Source organism: Streptococcus sp. HCA-5024 (assembly GCF_037890265.1).
In the GTDB taxonomy this organism is placed as follows: domain Bacteria; phylum Bacillota; class Bacilli; order Lactobacillales; family Streptococcaceae; genus Streptococcus; species Streptococcus lingualis.
The window spans coordinates 433605-451079 of record NZ_JBBKBR010000001.1; the positions used below are offsets into that span (position 1 = coordinate 433605).

The 17475-nt window shown below is 43.7% G+C and carries 17 protein-coding genes; 2 read left to right on the forward strand and 15 right to left on the reverse strand.

Going from position 1 to position 17475, the window contains the following annotated elements; genetic code table 11:
- Positions 1-82 precede the first annotated feature (82 nt).
- Complete coding sequence (locus WKT08_RS02225; RefSeq protein ID WP_134974078.1) at positions 83-565, forward strand: glutathione peroxidase; 483 nt, start codon at positions 83-85, stop codon at positions 563-565.
- Positions 566-888: 323 nt separating this feature from the next.
- Here the strand turns inward: WKT08_RS02225 and WKT08_RS02230 are convergent, their stop codons facing one another.
- The 11 genes from WKT08_RS02230 to WKT08_RS02280 all read right to left on the reverse strand — a co-directional run bounded on the left by WKT08_RS02230 (position 889) and on the right by WKT08_RS02280 (position 11906).
- A complete protein-coding gene (locus tag WKT08_RS02230; protein WP_041826381.1) occupies positions 889-2757 on the reverse strand; it encodes an ABC transporter ATP-binding protein in 1869 nt (622 codons plus the stop codon).
- The gene (locus tag WKT08_RS02235; protein WP_340279710.1) at positions 2747-4492 is read right to left on the reverse strand and encodes an ABC transporter ATP-binding protein; all 1746 of its coding nucleotides are present in this window, start codon (positions 4490-4492) and stop codon (positions 2747-2749) included. The genes WKT08_RS02230 and WKT08_RS02235 overlap by 11 nt, the downstream gene beginning before the upstream one ends.
- Positions 4493-4877: 385 nt before the next feature.
- Positions 4878-6023 carry an FtsX-like permease family protein gene (locus WKT08_RS02240; protein WP_070674412.1) on the reverse strand — a complete coding sequence of 382 codons (1146 nt, stop codon included), beginning with the start codon at positions 6021-6023 and terminating at the stop codon, positions 4878-4880.
- A 3-nt stretch (positions 6024-6026) separates the two neighbouring features.
- The gene (locus tag WKT08_RS02245; RefSeq protein ID WP_004182281.1) at positions 6027-6707 is read right to left on the reverse strand and encodes an ABC transporter ATP-binding protein; all 681 of its coding nucleotides are present in this window, start codon (positions 6705-6707) and stop codon (positions 6027-6029) included.
- Positions 6704-7279 (reverse strand): TetR/AcrR family transcriptional regulator, encoded by a 576-nt coding sequence (locus tag WKT08_RS02250; protein WP_340279711.1) that lies wholly within the window; start codon positions 7277-7279, stop codon positions 6704-6706. Before WKT08_RS02250 ends, WKT08_RS02245 begins: the two co-directional genes overlap by 4 nt.
- A 149-nt stretch (positions 7280-7428) precedes the next feature.
- Entirely contained in the window at positions 7429-8352 is a 924-nt protein-coding gene (locus tag WKT08_RS02255) for an aldo/keto reductase (RefSeq protein ID WP_340279713.1), read from the reverse strand.
- A 97-nt stretch (positions 8353-8449) separates the two neighbouring features.
- Complete coding sequence (locus WKT08_RS02260) at positions 8450-9664, reverse strand: ABC transporter permease (RefSeq protein ID WP_023918604.1); 1215 nt, start codon at positions 9662-9664, stop codon at positions 8450-8452.
- Complete coding sequence (locus WKT08_RS02265) at positions 9661-10554, reverse strand: ABC transporter ATP-binding protein (protein ID WP_023918606.1); 894 nt, start codon at positions 10552-10554, stop codon at positions 9661-9663. The genes WKT08_RS02260 and WKT08_RS02265 overlap by 4 nt, the downstream gene beginning before the upstream one ends.
- A gap of 11 nt (positions 10555-10565) precedes the next feature.
- Positions 10566-11363 carry a DUF3169 family protein gene (locus WKT08_RS02270; RefSeq protein ID WP_340279715.1) on the reverse strand — a complete coding sequence of 266 codons (798 nt, stop codon included), beginning with the start codon at positions 11361-11363 and terminating at the stop codon, positions 10566-10568.
- A gap of 2 nt (positions 11364-11365) precedes the next feature.
- Entirely contained in the window at positions 11366-11575 is a 210-nt protein-coding gene (locus WKT08_RS02275; RefSeq protein ID WP_023918610.1) for a helix-turn-helix transcriptional regulator, read from the reverse strand.
- 13 nt (positions 11576-11588) lie between these two features.
- Positions 11589-11906, reverse strand: a complete 318-nt coding sequence (locus tag WKT08_RS02280) for a hypothetical protein (RefSeq protein WP_049497476.1) — start codon at positions 11904-11906, stop codon at positions 11589-11591.
- Positions 11907-12141: 235 nt separating this feature from the next.
- Here WKT08_RS02280 and WKT08_RS02285 point away from each other — a divergent pair, with 235 nt between their 5' ends.
- Positions 12142-12612 carry a GNAT family N-acetyltransferase gene (locus WKT08_RS02285; protein WP_182322037.1) on the forward strand — a complete coding sequence of 157 codons (471 nt, stop codon included), beginning with the start codon at positions 12142-12144 and terminating at the stop codon, positions 12610-12612.
- Between the two features lie 53 nt (positions 12613-12665).
- On the opposite strand, the gene pheT is transcribed toward WKT08_RS02285, so the two are convergent.
- From pheT to WKT08_RS02305, 4 genes are all read right to left on the reverse strand, one after another.
- Positions 12666-15071: a phenylalanine--tRNA ligase subunit beta gene (gene pheT, locus WKT08_RS02290; RefSeq protein WP_340279716.1), complete on the reverse strand. Its 2406-nt coding sequence runs from the start codon at positions 15069-15071 to the stop codon at positions 12666-12668.
- Between the two features lie 67 nt (positions 15072-15138).
- On the reverse strand, positions 15139-15669 hold the full coding sequence (locus tag WKT08_RS02295; protein ID WP_340279717.1) for a GNAT family N-acetyltransferase: 531 nt from the start codon (positions 15667-15669) through the stop codon (positions 15139-15141).
- The gene (pheS, locus tag WKT08_RS02300) at positions 15663-16718 is read right to left on the reverse strand and encodes a phenylalanine--tRNA ligase subunit alpha (protein ID WP_340279718.1); all 1056 of its coding nucleotides are present in this window, start codon (positions 16716-16718) and stop codon (positions 15663-15665) included. Before pheS ends, WKT08_RS02295 begins: the two co-directional genes overlap by 7 nt.
- Before the next feature lie 314 nt (positions 16719-17032).
- A complete protein-coding gene (locus WKT08_RS02305; RefSeq protein ID WP_340279719.1) occupies positions 17033-17452 on the reverse strand; it encodes a chromosome partitioning protein ParB in 420 nt (139 codons plus the stop codon).
- Between the last annotated feature and the right edge of the window lie 23 nt (positions 17453-17475).

Here is a 17475-nt window from a genome sequence, read left to right on the forward strand (position 1 = left end):
GCAAGAAGTCATGCTCCTCTTGGCCCAATATTAGGAGATTTATGCTACAATAAAAGTTGAAGAGACAGAAAGGATACCACCTATGACCAGCATTTATGATTTTTCTTTAGAAAACCAGAATGGGGAGGAGATTCCCCTTTCTCACTACCAAGGTAAGGTCCTCATCGTGGTCAATACAGCAACAGGCTGTGGCTTGACCCCGCAATACCATGGACTGCAAGATCTATACCTGCGCTACCAGAAAAAGGGGCTTGAAATCCTAGACATCCCCTGTAACCAATTCATGGGGCAGGCACCAGGAACGGCAGAAGAAATCAATAGCTTCTGTAGCCTCAACTACCAGACCACCTTCCCACGATTCGCTAAAGCCAAAGTCAATGGTAAAGAAGCCCTTCCTCTCTATGACTGGCTCAAAAACCAAGCAGCCGGGCCACTAGGCAAACGCATCGAATGGAACTTCGCAAAATTTGTCATCGACCGACAAGGCCAAGTCGCCCAACGCTTCTCCTCCAAAACAGAACCAGCTGCCATGGAAGACTTGATCCAAGAATTACTTGAGAAATAAGCAAAAAGCCTGAAAGTGTAGTCAGGATTTTGATGAATGGCTATTTATTTTCGAGACTTTCCGCTGTGAGAAAAGTGCCTGAAACAATAACGTTTCAGGTACTCAGGAATTTTGAGAGTAAAACAGTTTGGGAAACTGTTTTAGCCTGAGCCCAGAAATTAAAGAGCGAAGGGGCTCAATAATTAGTCATGGAACTTCCTGGATTGCTGAAATCATCCACTGGATAATTTCACCTAACGTCCGTACTCACCTAAGGAAAGTTTCTAAGAAGTCATTATCCATAAGCCAAAAAAGCCTGAGCTAACGCTCAAGCTTTTTTATTATTAATCAATTTCAAGTCCACCGGTGTACAGGCGGTAATAGGTGCCACGTTCTGCCATCAAGGAAGCATGGTTGCCTCGTTCGATGATGCGTCCGTGGTCCATCACCATGATGACATCGGAATTGACAATCGTCGATAGACGGTGGGCGATAACAAAGACAGTCCGACCTTCCATCAAGCGGTCCATCCCTTCTTGCACCATCTTCTCTGTCCGTGAGTCGATCGAAGACGTCGCTTCGTCCAGAATCAAGACTGGCGCATTGGCAAGGGCTGCACGGGCAATGGCGATCAATTGTCGTTGACCATTTGATAGGCCAGCCCCATCATCCGTCAAGACTGTCTCATAGCCCTGATCCAAGTGCTTCACAAAGGAATCCACATTGGCAATCCGAGCTGCTTCAAGGATTTCTTCCCGTGTTGCATCAGCACGGCCATAAGCGATGTTTTCTGCAATCGTACCAGTGAATAAGTGGGTATCTTGAAGAACGATTCCAAGGGAACGACGAAGAGAATCTTTCTCGATCAATTTAATATCGATTCCATCATAGGTGATCATTCCTGACTGGATGTCATAGAAGCGGTTGATCAAGTTGGTGATGGTTGTCTTTCCTGCACCAGTCGCTCCGACAAAGGCCACTTTTTGACCCTTATCTGCATAGAGATTGATGCCATGAAGAATTTGTTTCTTCCCATCATAAGAGAAATCAACATTATCAAAGACCACATTTCCGACCATCTTGACAAGCTGGTAATCTCCATTTGGACGAGGGTGTTTCCAGGCCCACTTGTTGGTTTTCTGATCAGTTTCGACCATTTCTCCATCGACCAGTTCATAATTGACCAGCGTCACTTTTCCTTGGTCGACTTCTTCTTCTTCGTCCAAAAGATCAAAGACACGATCTCCACCAGCCAAGGCCATAAGGACAAAGTTCAATTGTTGAGAGACCTGAGCAATGGGACCTGTGAAGGAACGGTTCAATTGCAAGAAGGCCATGAGTCCACCAATGGTTAAACCACCGACGCCGTTTAGCGCAAAGAGTCCACCGATCAAGGCTGTTAGAACAAAGGAAACATTTCCCAAGTTCCCAAGAATGGGCATGAGGACATTGGCATAGCGGTTAGCCTGGTAGGAAGACTCAAAGAGTTGGTCATTGATCCGGTCAAAATCCTCAATGCTTTCTCTTTCATGCACAAAGGCCTTGACCACTTTTTGACCAGACATCATTTCTTCAATAAAGCCGTTCTCAATCCCCAAGTTCTTTTGTTGGGCGCCGAAGTAACGACCTGACTTGCCAGAAACATCCTTGATGATAAAGACCATGACGATAACCATGAAGAGAACAATCAAGAACAAGAGTGGACTAACCGTCAGCATGGTAATCGTTACCCCAAGGATGGTAATTGCTGAGGATAAGAGTTGAGGAATGGATTGTTCAATCGCTTGGCGAAGAGCATCAATATCATTGGTATAGATAGACATGATGTCCCCGTGTTGGTGGGTATCAAAGTAACGTACCGGCAGTTTTTGCATACGGGCAAACAACTGATTTCGAAGACTTCTAAGTGAGTCTTGTGAAACGGTCGCCATAATCAAGGTAAAGCCATAGTTAGCAAGTACCCCGATCAAACAGATCAAACCGACCCGTGTTAAGAAGGACAAGAGCGGTCCGAAATCATGGCTATTGCTTGTCAGCATGGGCTCCACATAGACGTCGACCAAGGACTGAATCGAAGCTGTCACATTGACCGTCGCAAGAGACGATAAAATGATTAAGATAAAGGAAACAATCAAGGATACCTTGTAGTTTTTCCAAAGGAAGTCGAGCAGGCGAAGGATAGAGCCTAGATTTGCTTTTTTCTTAGTTTTCATCTGCTTCTCCTTTCCCTTGTGTTTGCATTTCATATACTTCTTGGTAGATGGCATTGGTCGCAAGCAATTCCTCGTGACGACCGATGGCATCAATCTGACCATCATTCATCACAATGATGCGATCTGCATCTTGAATAGAGGAAATCCGTTGACCAATGATGATTTTGGTAGTCTCTTTCAAGCTGGTTGCCAATCCTTGACGGATCAAACTATCCGTCTTGGTATCGACCGCCGAAGTCGAATCATCCAAGATCAAGATCTTCGGATTCATGAGAAGGGCACGCGCGATACAGAGACGCTGGCGTTGGCCACCGGAGACATTGGATCCCCCACGCTCAATAATAGTGTCATAGCCATCTTTGAAATCTTGAATAAATTCATCGGCTTGGGCAATCTTACAAGCTGCGATGATCTCTTCATCTGTCGCATCCTTATTTCCCCAGCGCATATTTTCTTTAATCGTACCAGAGAAAAGGACATTGGTCTGAAGAACCATGGCCACTTGCTTACGAAGGGAATCCAGATCGTATTCTTTGACATCGTGGCCTGCTACTGTCACCCGACCAGACTCGACATCATAAAGACGAGGAATCAACTGAACCAAGCTTGATTTCCCTGATCCTGTTCCTCCCAAGATACCAATCACTTCCCCTGAACGAATGGAAAGATTAATCCCTTGTAAAACATGGGTCTTATCGCCATTTTCATCAGTATAGGCAAAAGTCACATCCTCAAAGTTGATCGAGCCATCAGCAACTTCTTTGATCCCATTTTCTGGAGAGACAATCGTCGCTTTGGTCGTCAAGACTTCATTGATCCGCTCGACAGAGGCCATAGAAATCGACAGCATGACAAAGATCATCATAAACATCATGAGCGACATGAGAATGGTCATGGTGTAGCTAAACATAGAGGTCAAATTCCCAGTAGAGAGTTGACCACCAACGATCAGATGAGCCCCGATCCAAGAGATCAAAAGGAAAGAAGCATACATGGAAAGCATCATAGCTGGGCTACTCAAGACAACGACACGGATAGCCTTCATAAACATGTTATAAATCAAACGTGAAGCCTTCTTGAATTTAACGGTTTCATCTGCTTCCTTAACGTAAGACTTCACCACTCGCATATTGGTGATGTTTTCTTGAATGCTGTTATTGAGATTGTCATAAGCTTCAAATACTTCTGTGAAGAGCGGATAAACAATCTTCATGATGATGCTTAAGACAGCTGCCAAAAAGATGGTCACATAGACAAAGATCATGGCCATTTCCGCATTGATCATGAAACAAGCCACAATGGCAAAGATCAAATTAAGCGGTGCCCGTACACAGATCCGAATGACCATTTGATAGGCATTTTGCACATTGGTCACGTCCGTCATCATCCGAGTGACTAACCCACCTGATGAGAACTGATCAATATTTTCAAATGAGAAGGTTTGAACCTTTTTGAAAATAGCCCGACGAAGGTTTTTGGCAAAACCAGCCGATGCATAGGCGCCATAACGGGCAGACTGCATCCCACAAAAGAGGGAGAGAAAGGCACAGACCAGCATGAGCCCACCGTAAAACAAAATATTGTTCATGTTTCTTTGTTGAACACCTTGGTCCAAAAGACTCGCCATGACAAAGGGAATCGAAATCTCAAACATGACTTCAAAGACCATGAACAAGGAAGCCAAAAACGAGGGCTTCTTGAATTCTTTGATCTCGGAAATTAAGGATCGAATCATTATTACCTCCAATGTTATTCATACTTTTTTCTGCGGTAGAAGCAAAGCTTCTTTCCATCGAAAATAGGTCAAAACACACAAAATTCCCTGAGGGAAAGACCCTAGGGATTACGCGTTTTTTATAGTCTTCATTGTAACCTAAATTACAAAAAAATGCAAGATTTTTAGACAGCATCCGTTTTTCTGTTTATCTAGTACAAAAGAGGCTGGGCCAAAAGTCCTAGACTCTCAATTGTCTTTGGATTGTCGAGCAAGACGCAGTGGTTGAGTGGGCTCTACTACGCTGATTTCATCAGCTTTTACAGCCCTACTCAACTGTGCGGAGGTGGGACGACGAAATCGAATTCTAACGAATTACCAATTTCTGTCCCACTCTCTTTTCTATTTATTCAGCTAAGAGCACTTCTTTGATGGTTTGTTTTTGGAGTTTTCTGTTGGATAGATAAAAGAGGCTTTCATAAACCACAGCAAAAGCAAGCAAGGTCCAGAAGCACACATTCCCATCAAAGTGATGCTCAATTTTACCAGGAACCGTATCTTTGATCACACCGATCAAGAATTCCATGATACCGTATTGATAAGCCGTCCCAAGAACAAATCCTAGATAGGCCCAAAAACGATAGGGAGCGAGAATATGACTTTGGCATTCACGATCGGTGTAGCCAAAAGCCTTCATAAGAGCCAAGGTTTCACGACTTTCTGAGACAACAATCCCCAATGACAAAAAGAGTATCGAGAAAGAAAGGATCAAACCAATCATGATCATCATAGTTTGGATGATATCATCTGTGTAATCCCTGAGGCCAAAGGACAATTGAACCATGGCCGCAAAACACATGGATCCAAAGACCACAAAAAACAAGATCGATTTTCTCCCCCAAATCAGTGACAAGGATAGCTCTTTTAGGAAGTCTTTCTCTTTCTTAGGAGCTCGCTTTCTCCTTTTGACCTTGATCGGACTTGGAGACTTTTTCAATAAGAGAAGCGCAGGCGTTTGTAGTTGTCTTCTAGCATAACCAATCGCGAGAAGCATAAAGAAGCTCGTTGGCAGGATCACCAAGGCAAGCAGGAGCTGCCAGTGAAGGTGAATGGTAATTTCTGGCAAAATCCCCTTCTCATTACGGAAGTCGTAAAAATGTCCCATCATGAGAAATGAAGCGAAATAGCCAAGAAGCGCTCCAGCTCCAAAACTAAGTCCAAAGGCCCAAAATCGTTTCGCCAACTGGCCATTGCTGTAGCCCAAAGCCTTTAAAATCCCTAATTGTTCCTTGTGGTCATCAACAAATTGTTTGATATAAAAACACATGAGAAGGACCGACGTCAAGGACAAGACAACCCCACTGACCATGGCCACCATCCAGGAAAGCGAAACCTGGGCATCATAGTAGGTCTGAATCATGGGATTGGTTTTCGAAATTTCCAACTGCACGATATCCAGGTAAAAATTCAAGAAGAGATTGGCCACAAAGACCGCACAGGCTCCAATGATACTGACGACAACTAATTTTCGAATATCTTTTACTGAAAACATGGCTTACCATCCAATCTCATAGGCAGTCTGAGGCTGATCATTGGTCACAACTTCGGTAATCTTGCCACTATTGACACGAATGATGGTTCTGGCCATATCCGCAATATTTTGGTTGTGCGTCACCATGATGAGGGTGAAGCCCAGCTTTTCCTTTAACTTCCAGATATAGTCCAGAATCTTGCGCCCTGTTTCTTCATCGAGAGCTCCCGTCGGCTCATCTAAAAAGAGAATCTCTGGCTTTTTGGCCAAGGCCCGAGCAATGGAGACTCTCTGCTGTTCCCCACCAGACAATTCACTCGGATATTTGTCCAGCTTATCGCCAAGTCCCAAATCCTCGATGATCTGCAAAAAATCATGATTGTTTGCCAGGTCAGCCCCCATTTTTACATTTTGTCTGACCGTTAGATTCGGCAATAGATAATACTGCTGGAAAATAAAGGCAATCTTCTCCCGTCTAAAGGCCGTCAATTGAGCATCCGTGAGTTGAGACAAATCTTGTCCTTGAATGAGGATATGTCCCTCATCTACCTTTTCTAAGCCTGATAACACGTTTAAGAGAGTTGATTTCCCCGATCCAGAAGGGCCGAGGATAACCACATCATCCTGGTCTTGAATCTGCAAATCAATCCCTTTTAAAACCTTGGTTTGGCCGTAACTTTTGTGCACATTTTCTAGTTGAATCATTTCTTTCCTACCATTTCTTTGATGAGAGATTGACAAACCTCTGTCAGTAATCCAATCACTTCTTCCATGCCGAACTGATAAATACCAGAAGCAACCATAGAGGCCATCCCGTGTGAGTAGATAAATAGATGCTGGTACAAGCGACTAGCTTCCTCTACAGTCAAAGGATAGTCTGCAACAATCGAATCCAGAACCAATTGGTAACTATGATCCTTCATGGGAAGAAAATCTTGAAAGCGACGAATCGGATCTTTGCTAGGATTTTGGAAAAGCAATTGAAAAAGTTGGGGCTCTTTTGAGGCGAAAAGGATATAAGCAACCCCGACAGATCGGAAAGGCTTTTCATCTTCTAAGGCCTTGCGAATATACTCCACCACGACCATTTCCGCAGCACCAATAACCTCTGCTTGTAACTCAGCCATATTAGCAAATTGCCCAAAAATGACTCTCGGTGTGGCTCCCAGTTGCTCCGCTAATGCTCGAGCCGTTAAACTAGCCATGCCCTGTTCGCGTACCAATTGTAAAGCTGTCCCAATGATAGCCTCTTTACTAAATTTAACCTTGGGTGGCATAAGACTCCTTTCACGCAACATTTGTTGCGCAACGCTTGTTGCATAAAAGAATACCATAAAAGATAGAGACTTGTCAAGAAAAATCTGAAAACTACCAAACAAAAAACCAGACCACCGATAAGAGTGGAATCTGGTTTACTAACAAGATTCTAAGGCAAATCATTTCCTGCAGCCAAGTAGATTTGGTACCATTCCTTACGAGTTAGGGTGACTTCTGCTGCTTTCCCTGTTTCAAGGACATGCTGGGGCTTGGTCGTTCCGATGACCGCCTGCATCTTACCAGGATAGCGGAGGACCCAAGCAAGGGCGATAGCTGTCGGTGTGACCTGGTATTTTTTCGCCAAGTCAGTAAGGACGTGATTGAGGGCCGCAAACTCTTCTTTACCGACAAAATTCCCCTTGAAGTAGCCATGCTGGAGGACAGACCAAGCTTGAATCACCGTATCAGTTAAGCGACAATACTCAAAGACACTGCCATCTCGCACGGCTGCTTTTGGCCCTTCCATATTGACATGAAAACCAGCTTCAAAGCTCGGTGTAAAGGCTGCACTCAACTGCAGCTGGTTGACCTTGAGAGGTTGTTTGATAGCCGTTTTGAGCAATTCCATCATCATGGGATTTTGATTGGACACCCCAAAATGACGGACCTTGCCCGCTTGCTCCAACTGATCAAAAGCTTCCGCTACTTCTTCAGGCTCCATGAGGGCATCCGGTCGGTGAAGGAGAAGACTATCCAAGCGTTCAATCCGCAGACGCTCGAGGATGCCATCAACGGAATCCAAAATATAATCTTTGGAAAAATCAAAATAGGTAAAGCCATCTTTGCGAATCCCACACTTGGACTGGATCCACATCTGGTCCCGAAGATCCGGACGACGCTTGAGGACCTTCCCCAGCAGGACCTCACACTGACCATCGCCATAGATATCCGCCAGATCAAAGGTGTTGATCCCAATTGACAAGGCTGCCTCCACCAAGGCCTCCACCTCATCTTCACTCATCTGACTGATCCGCATCATCCCAAGGACAATCGTGGACAGACGCTCATTTTCAGCAAACTCAATATAGTTCATGTCCGCCTCCTTTTCTGTAGTTCTATTGTATTGAAAAGGCTTGCAAAAGTCAATTTGAAATCAAAAAGCCCTCAGCGATAACTGAGAGCTTATCTAATTAGCGATAGCTAAGAGCACGTTTGATGGTCTTCCATGGTCCGAGGTCATCGGTCTGAAGGATCAGGCTCGCATAGATACGGGCAATGAGCACTGTTCCCACAATGGTAAAGAGAACTGCAATTCCCAATGAACCCCAAGCTTCAAGACCAGTCGCGTAGCCATTGATGGTACGGAATGGCATGAAGAAGGTTGAGATAAAAGGAATGTAGGAACCGATCTTTAATAAGAAGACATCACCGGCACTTCCCAAGGTGGTTACCCCAAGGAAGCTAAAGATAACTAACATCATCAGTGGCGAAATCGCTTTTCCTGAATCTTCAGGTCGTGCAACTGTGGAACCTAAGAAGGCAGAGAGCACCACATACATAAAGATCCCAAGGATAATGAAGAAGACGGTATTAAGCGAGATCGCTTCTGCTAGGTGTTGGGTAATTGGAGAGTTTGGAGCGAGAATATCCTTGACAACTGGGATATCTGCTCTAAAAATCCAAACAGCTACTAACCCAACGACATAGACAAAAATATGGGTAAAAATCACTCCGAAGAGTCCGAGCATGCGTGCGAAGAAATAGTCGGTTGCTTTGATACTAGAGAAGACCACTTCCATGATCTTGGTTCCCTTTTCACTGGCCACTTCTTGGGCTGTGATACTAGAGTAGAAGATCAAAATCATATAAAGCAGCATTCCCAGACCACCTGCAACCATGGTTTGCACCATTTTCAAGCCTTCTTTTTTCTCGTCAATTTTTTCTTTGAGAGAAACCTGTTGAGACAAGGCTGTCAGCTGCTCTTTGCTTAGATTGGCACGCGCTAGATTGATCCCTTGTTGGACCTGGCTTAATTTCGCAGTGACAAGGCTTTTCAATTCCATTTTCATGGCTTGATCACCCACATAAGTGGCTTCTAGCTGGCCATCTTTTTCATCGACCGTTAGGTAAGCAGCTGCTTTCTCATCCTTGATAGCTTTTTTAGCTGCAGCTTCATCCTTGTAGTCCAAGGTCAAGCCATCAGTTCCTTTGAGACTTTCTTTGACAGCTGGAACTTCTGTCACCAAGGCCACCTGGTTTTTGGCATCTGTAGAAGAACCTGTCAGATAACCGATTCCAATGCTCAATCCTAAAAAGAGGAAGGGACCGAAGACCATGAAGAGGAAACTCCATGATTTCACTTGTCTGATATAGGTTTCTTTCATTACGACAAACATCTGTTTCATACTTCTACTCCTGATTCAAGTTTAAAAATCTCATCAATAGTTGGGGCTTGGTGGTCAAAGGTTGCTAGGTAGCGACCCTTGGTCAAGCGGTCAAATAATTCTGGACCAGCTGACGCATCATCCAAGATCAACTTCCAAGTACCTTGCTTGGTCATGCTGACCTTGGTCACGTGTGGCAGAGCTTCTAGCTCTTCTTTGCTAAAGTCGTTAGAAACAAAGAGACGAGTCTTGCCATAGCTATTACGGACCTCTTGGACTGGCCCTGAAAGGACAACCGAACCATCACGGATCATTAGGATATCATCACACAACTCTTCGACATTGGTCATGACGTGGTCAGAAAAGATAATGGTTGCCCCACGCTCTTTTTCTTCAAAAATGACCTGCTTGAGCACTTCTGTATTGACCGGATCCAAGCCGCTAAAGGGTTCATCTAAAATGATCAATTTAGGCTCATGGATCAAGGTGATGATCAATTGAACCTTCTGTTGGTTCCCTTTTGAGAGACTCTTTATTTTATCGGTCAATTTTCCTTTTACTTGGAGTTTTTCCATCCAGGTCGGTAATTTTTCCTTGACCTCAGCAGTGCTCATTCCTTTTAAGGCAGCCAAATAGCGGACCTGCTCAAAAATCGTGAGTTTTGGCATAAGACTACGTTCTTCTGGCAAATAGCCAATTTCCTTGTAGGTTTCTTGGGTGATCGCTTTGCCACCTAGGCGAATCTCGCCACTGTAGTCCAAAAAGCGCAAGATACTGTGGAAAATAGTTGTTTTCCCGGCACCATTTTTCCCAACTAAGCCAAGGATATGCCCTTGTTGAGCTGTCAGATCTACTCCGAAGAGAACCTGCTTATTCCCAAAGCTTTTTTCTAAATTTCTAATTTCTAACATGGATGACTCCTTTACTCTTTATAATAACGTTTGGTAATCTTGTATTGTGAGACCAAGATATAGAGATAAATCAGTGATACAACTACTAAGGCTAATAAGATATCGGTATGGAAAAAGGTACCAATCAAGAAAATTCCAATTAAAGCAAAAGGCAAGATATAATTGTTTAACTTAATGATAATTTCATAGTTTTCCTCGTAGCTAATCTGCTTTTCTGCTTCATCCATCATACTCATCATAAATTCACGCACTTCCTTGGCATTAGCATTGCGGGGAATTGGTTTTCCATAAATCAGATGGAAGGTCTTGCGAAAGAAGATATCCGATAGGAAAAATAGGGCAAACAAGACAAGAAAGAGATAGAGCATGGTAAAGTCTCCAAAGATAAAAGCCATGTCCCCAGCGCCAGGTCTATCTAAGTCGACCAATTGACTATAAAAAATGACGACTAAAAAGTAGGGCAAGATCATGATGCCTTTAAAAATGGTCGCTAAGCCATATAGTTTTTTCTTTTGAATGTCATAGTGATAGGCTTCATCATCGTCTTCTATTTGGAGCATCTTTTGATGGACTTTTCTCGCGCACATCAGTAAGACCATCGTGAGTATAAATGCGACTAAGAATAAAACTGCTGAGCCCAAAAGGAGTACTTCTTTACTAAAGAAGGATTGGATTTCTAGGGGCTTTTCGTATCCAAACATTTCTGTCAAAAATCCGATAACTCCTCCGATCAAGCCGGAAACTGTAATGATCCCTACATTTCTCCAAAAACGAAAACGGGCTGACCTTTCTTTATACTTCTTTTTCATTGTTATTCCTCTTCCTCTACTAGACTAAAAACATTTTCCACCGGTTCCTTGAATATCTGGGCGATGGTGATCGCAATGATAACCGAAGGGGTGTACTCCCCTCTCTCCAAGAGACTGATCGACTGGCGCGAGACTCCAGCTAGCTTGGCTAGCTCAGATTGGTTGAGACCATCACGCGCCCTCAGCTCTTTCAGTCGATTTTTTAAAATCATGGCTTTCGCCCCCTTATAGTTGAATACCTTGAATATCTTGAATATCTTCGATACGGACTAATTTGGTTTCTCTTTGTTGTTTATTGGTCTCACGACTCAATTTGACCCAATCTTCATCGATATCCATAATCTCATATTCGGTTCCAAACCCATTTACTGTCACCTTGACCTTTTGGCCTTTTAATTCTTCTAAAAGTCTAGACATTTCTTGATTTCCTTTCACTTGTTTTTCTAATCTTTTAATACGTTTGTTCAACTTTTTTATCTTCTTTTCTGTGCTTGCATAAATGATAACCAGAAAAGGGATAAATAGAATCCATATAGCTCCCATAAGAATACCTCCTCTTCTTTCAACTAAAAACATTGTAACACTTCTTTTTCTTTTTGACAAGTATATTTGTCAAAAAAATAAAAATATTTGTCAAAAATAAAAATATGATTGACAAGATCATTTGAGGTAAGAAATAAAAGGTCCGTATTTGCGCACCTTTTAGCGTTCCTTTTTCCATTGACAAGATTTAGAAAAAATTTTTATAATGAAGAAAATACTACTAAGGAGAATCTACATGACGATTCGTATAGCTCAACCAAAAGATATTCCTGCTTTAATTGGTCTCTTAGAACAGATTCTTTCCGTTCACCACCAAGCTCGTCCCGATATTTTCAAGGAAAGTGGCGAAAAATATAGTGAAGAAGAGTTAGAACAGTTAATGGCGCAAGATCAGACACCGATTTTCGTCTATGAAAATGCGGATGGCCAAATCCTAGGACATCTCTTCGTCACTATTAAAGAAGTCTCTGACAATCCTGTGCTTCATCCGATAAAAACCCTCTTCATCGAGGACTTGTGTGTCGATCAAGCAGTGCGTGGGCAAAAGATCGGCGATCAACTCTATCAATTCGCTGTCAGCTATGCCAAGAAAATCGGCTGCTACAACCTAACTCTTAATGTCTGGAATGACAATGAAGGAGCCCTTCGCTTCTATCAAAGACAGGGCATGAAACCTCAAGAAACGGTCATGGAAACCATCTTGTAAAATGAATTTTAAAAACCGTTGATGAGTCATCAACGGTTTTTTCTATACACATTTTAACGTACTTCTGCGTCTACTTTTTCTTCGAGAGAAGCTTGGATTTTTTCCATGTAGCGTGCGACTTCTTCATCCGTCAAGCTATCTTCTGGATTTTGGAAGGTCAAGCTGTAGGCCATAGACTTCATGCCAAGACCTAGTTTTTCACCGGAGAAGACGTCAAAGAGTTTGATGTCTGTCAAGCGTTTCACGCCAGCAGCTTGAATCGCATCAACCACTTCTTGGTGGGTCACTTCTGCTTTGAGGAGAAGGGCGATGTCACGGCTCACTGCTGGGAACTTAGTGATTTCCACAAAGGCTGCGGCTGGTTGAAGAGCTGCTTCAATAGCAGATAAGTTCAATTCTGCCACATAGGTTTCTGGGATATCATAAGCCTTAGCTGTTACAGGATGGACTTGTCCCAAGACCCCAATCACTTGGTCACCCAGTGAGATCAAGGCTGTCCGACCTGGGTGGAGACTCTTGATTTCTTGTGTTGCTGTATAAGTCACAACAAGACCCAAGCGAGCAAAGAGGGCTTCAAGGATTCCTTTTGCATAGAAGAAGTCAACTGGAACAGCTGCAGTTTGGAAGTCTTTTTCAGCGACTAAGCCAGTTAAAGCAAAGGCAAAGCTGTTGATTTCGTTTGGCAATTCTTCTTTTGGATTGCCTGTCTGTTCAAAGACTTTTCCGATCTCGTAGAGGGCCAAATCTTTGTTCTTACGGGCGACGTTATAAGCTACGGTATCTAAGATCCCTGAGATCATATTTTGACGGAGGACTGAACGATCCACAGTCATTGGCCACATAAGCTCTGTTAAGTTGCTTGGAGATGTAGCGAACTCCACTGCTTTTTCAGGAGTTGTCAGAGCGTAGGTAATGATTTCAGTCAAGCCTGCTCCTTCAGCAATGGTCCGAACTTGGCGACGCAATTTTTGAGTCGCTGTCAATTCACCTGCTGTCCCGTCATCTTTTGGAAGGGTTGCTGGTAATTTGTCATAACCATAAATCCGAGCAATTTCTTCAAAGAGGTCCGCTTCAATGGTGATGTCCCAACGGCGACGAGGAACGCTGACTGTGAAGCTTTCTGCATTTCCAGAAAGGCCAAAACCAAGACGACGGAAGACATCTTCGACATCCGCGTAGGAAAGCTCTGTCCCAAGGACACGGTTCACGTCTGCAAGAGTTGAAGAAACTTCCACATCAGAAGTATCCAACTGGCCTGCTGAAACGATGCCCTTACGCACGGTTGCACCAGCCAATTCAGCAATCATGCTCGCTGCCGCATCAAGGGCTTCATTGACAGTTGCCACATTGATCCCTTTTTCAAAACGTGAAGATGATTCAGAACGAAGGTTGAGGCGACCGCTGGTCTTACGGATTGATTTGCCATTGAAGACAGCCGCTTCAAGAACAACACGAGTAGATTTTTCAGAGATTTCTGTAGCTTCTCCACCCATGACACCTGCAAGGGCTACTGGTTTATCCGCAACCGTAATCACGAGGTCACTTGTTTCCAACTCACATTCTTCCCCATCCAAGGTTACCAATTTTTCACCAGCACGCGCTTCACGCACACGGATATCAGTTCCTTCAAAGGTATCCAAGTCAAAGGCATGCATAGGTTGACCAAAGTAAAGCAGAATATAGTTGGTTACATCGACCACGTTATTGATGGGACGGATGCCTTCGTTCATGAGGAGGTTTTGCAACCATTGTGGACTTGGTGCGATGGTTACATCGTCTAAGATACGGGCTGCATAGTAAGGTGCCTTATCAGTGTCAATGCTGACAGAAAGAGCATCTGCTACAGCTTGGTCCGTTTCAGTCAACGTAAAGTCTTTGAAATTGACTGCCTTGTCATAGATCGCTGCTACTTCGTGCGCCACCCCACGCATAGAAAGAGCGTCTGCACGGTTTGGAGTGATGGAAAGTTCGATGATTTCATCATCCAAGTCGAGGTAAGAGAAGACTTCTTCTCCTGGAACAGCATTTTCTGGCAAGATTTGGATGCCATCTGCAAATTCTTTTGGTACAACGGAGTCAGAAATTCCCAATTCACCAAGGGAACAGATCATTCCGAGAGATTCCAAACCACGGATTTTCCCTTTTTTAATCTTGTAGTTATCCGCAATGCGAGCACCCGGAAGAGCCACCATAACCTTGATGCCTGCTCGCACATTTGGTGCTCCACAGACGATTTGACGGGCTTCTTCTTCACCCACATTGACTTGGCAGACATGCAAGTGTGTTTCTGGCACATCTTCACAAGACAAGACTTCTCCGACGACAATTTTTGAGAGACCAGCAGCTGGTGATTCCACACCTTCTACCTCGATCCCTGTAGTTGACATTTTTTCAGCCAACTCTTCTGATGGCACATCCACGTCCACCAATTGTTTTAACCATTTATATGATACTAACATTATTCTGATCGTAAGATCCCACTAGGTGAGATCTTCTCAATTCCTTTCTCTCAATTTGGACCCACAATTAAGCTTGCGGATTCTCCTTCAAATGCTTGCGCAGCAACCAGTCTGTATCCACGGTTTCCCCTGTGATAAAGTGGTGCTCGCTAAACCGTTTAAATCCGAATTGTTTGTAAAAGTTTTGGGCCTTAAAATTTCGTTCCCAGACACCCAGCCAGGCCCAGTCAAATCCACGTTTTTGAGCTTCTTTTAAGGCAAAGCTAAACATTTCCTTGCCATAGCCCTTGCCATGATGTTCTTTTTTGACATAGATGCGCTGGATTTCAAAAGCATTGTCCATCTCTACTGGCTCTGTTTGTGCCTTACCCCAGTTAAACTTGAGAAAACCACAAATTTCCTGATTGTGATCTAGGACAAAATAGGTCTCTGATTCCGGGTCTGCCAAATCCTTTTGGATTTGCTCTAGCGATAAAACCGTCTGGTAGTAATCTTCCATATCGGCATCAGAGATGTAGGGACCAAAGGTATCCCCATAGGTTTCCACCTCTAATTCCCTTAAAATTTGAAATTCATTCGGCTTAACTTTTACTAACATGATGATTTAAATTGTTCTGAAAAACGGATATCCCCTTGATAGAAGCCACGGATATCATTGATTCCGTAACGAAGCATGGCTACACGCTCCTGACCAAGTCCGAAGGCGAATCCTGAATAGACTGTTGAATCAATGCCACTCATCTCAAGGACGCGTGGGTGAACCATACCGGCTCCCATGATTTCAATCCAACCAGTTTTCTTACATACGTTACATCCAGCTCCACCACATTTGAAGCAAGAAACGTCTACTTCAACTGATGGCTCGGTAAATGGGAAGTAAGAAGGACGCAGACGGATTTGACGTTCTGCACCAAACATCTTTTGCACGATCAATTGAAGCGTTCCTTGAAGGTCTGCCATTGAGATGTTCTTCCCAACAACCAAGCCTTCGATCTGATGGAATTGGTGGCTGTGGGTCGCATCATCCGTATCCCGACGGAAAACACGCCCTGGAGAGATCATCTTCAATGGTCCCTTGCTAAAGTCATGCGCATCCATCGCACGCGCCTGTACTGGTGAGGTATGGGTCCGAAGCAAGATTTCTTCTGTGATATAGAAGGTATCCTGCATATCCCGCGCTGGGTGATCTTTAGGCAGATTCATGCGTTCAAAGTTGTAGTAGTCTTGCTCCACTTCAAAGCCATCCACGACTTGGTAACCCATCCCAATAAAGATATCTTCGATTTCTTCACTGGTTTGGGTCAAGATATGACGGTAACCACTAGCAACTGGACGCCCTGGAAGGGTCACATCGATACTTTCGCTAGCTAGTTTCGCTTGGACTTTCTTTTCTTCCAAGAGTTTGGTTGTTTCTTCAAAAGCAGCCGTCAAGACATCGCGAGCTTCATTGACGTGTTTCCCGATAACCGGACGCATCTCTGCAGAAACATCTTTCATCCCTTTGAGGATCTCAGTCAGAGATCCTTTTTTCCCAAGGACAGAGACCCGTAGTTCTTGCAATTCTTTTTTATTTTCAGCAGAAATCTGCTTCAAAGCTGCCAGCGTTTCTTCACGAAGCGCTTTTAATTGTTCTTCAATCGTTGACATATTTCCTCCATCATGGTCCCTCTACAGACATAGAAAAAACCACGCGCCAACACCCACATTCGGAGCGTTGACACGCGGTACCATCCGTTTTTTATCCGTAAACCAGACCTTAATTTCTAAATCCTTTACGCAAGTGAATTCACTCAGCTTTCATGCAAAGAGCTTTCAGTCACGGCCCTTCTCCCTGTCGCACTTCCCTTGAGGTACTAGTCTTGCAGATTTCTATTCAATTACTACATAGTTTATCAGATTTTTAGTTAAAAAACAAGTTAGATGAGACTAATTCACTAGAAAAAGGAACAAGAGGTAGTGCATTATCTATTTGCCTTGTCAGTTGCATCTGCTTGCCTCTTCAATAGAAGAGTGGCTGCTTGGTTAAAACCATCACACCAGTTATACCATTTTGCTTCATACTCATCTTGAGGCAAGATACGATGTTTTAAATCAAAAACAGAGGATATCTTTCTTTCCTCGCAAGCTTGCGCATAGAGAGCATACAACTCATCGCCACCATCTCGATCAAACTCAGCAGAAATCGTATCCCGACCTGCCAATAAAGCCAGATAAGCCCTGTGATGCCCGTCTGTAATCAAGAAGCAATCTCCAAATGCAAGAACACTAATTGGATCCACATTGATGATGTCTACCGACTGATCCAGCATCTGGATAGCTTGTAACTTCTTTTCTGATAAATATAGTTGGGTCGGATGAAGATCTGTTATCTTGACTTCCATATCTTTCTCCTCTACCATGAGTA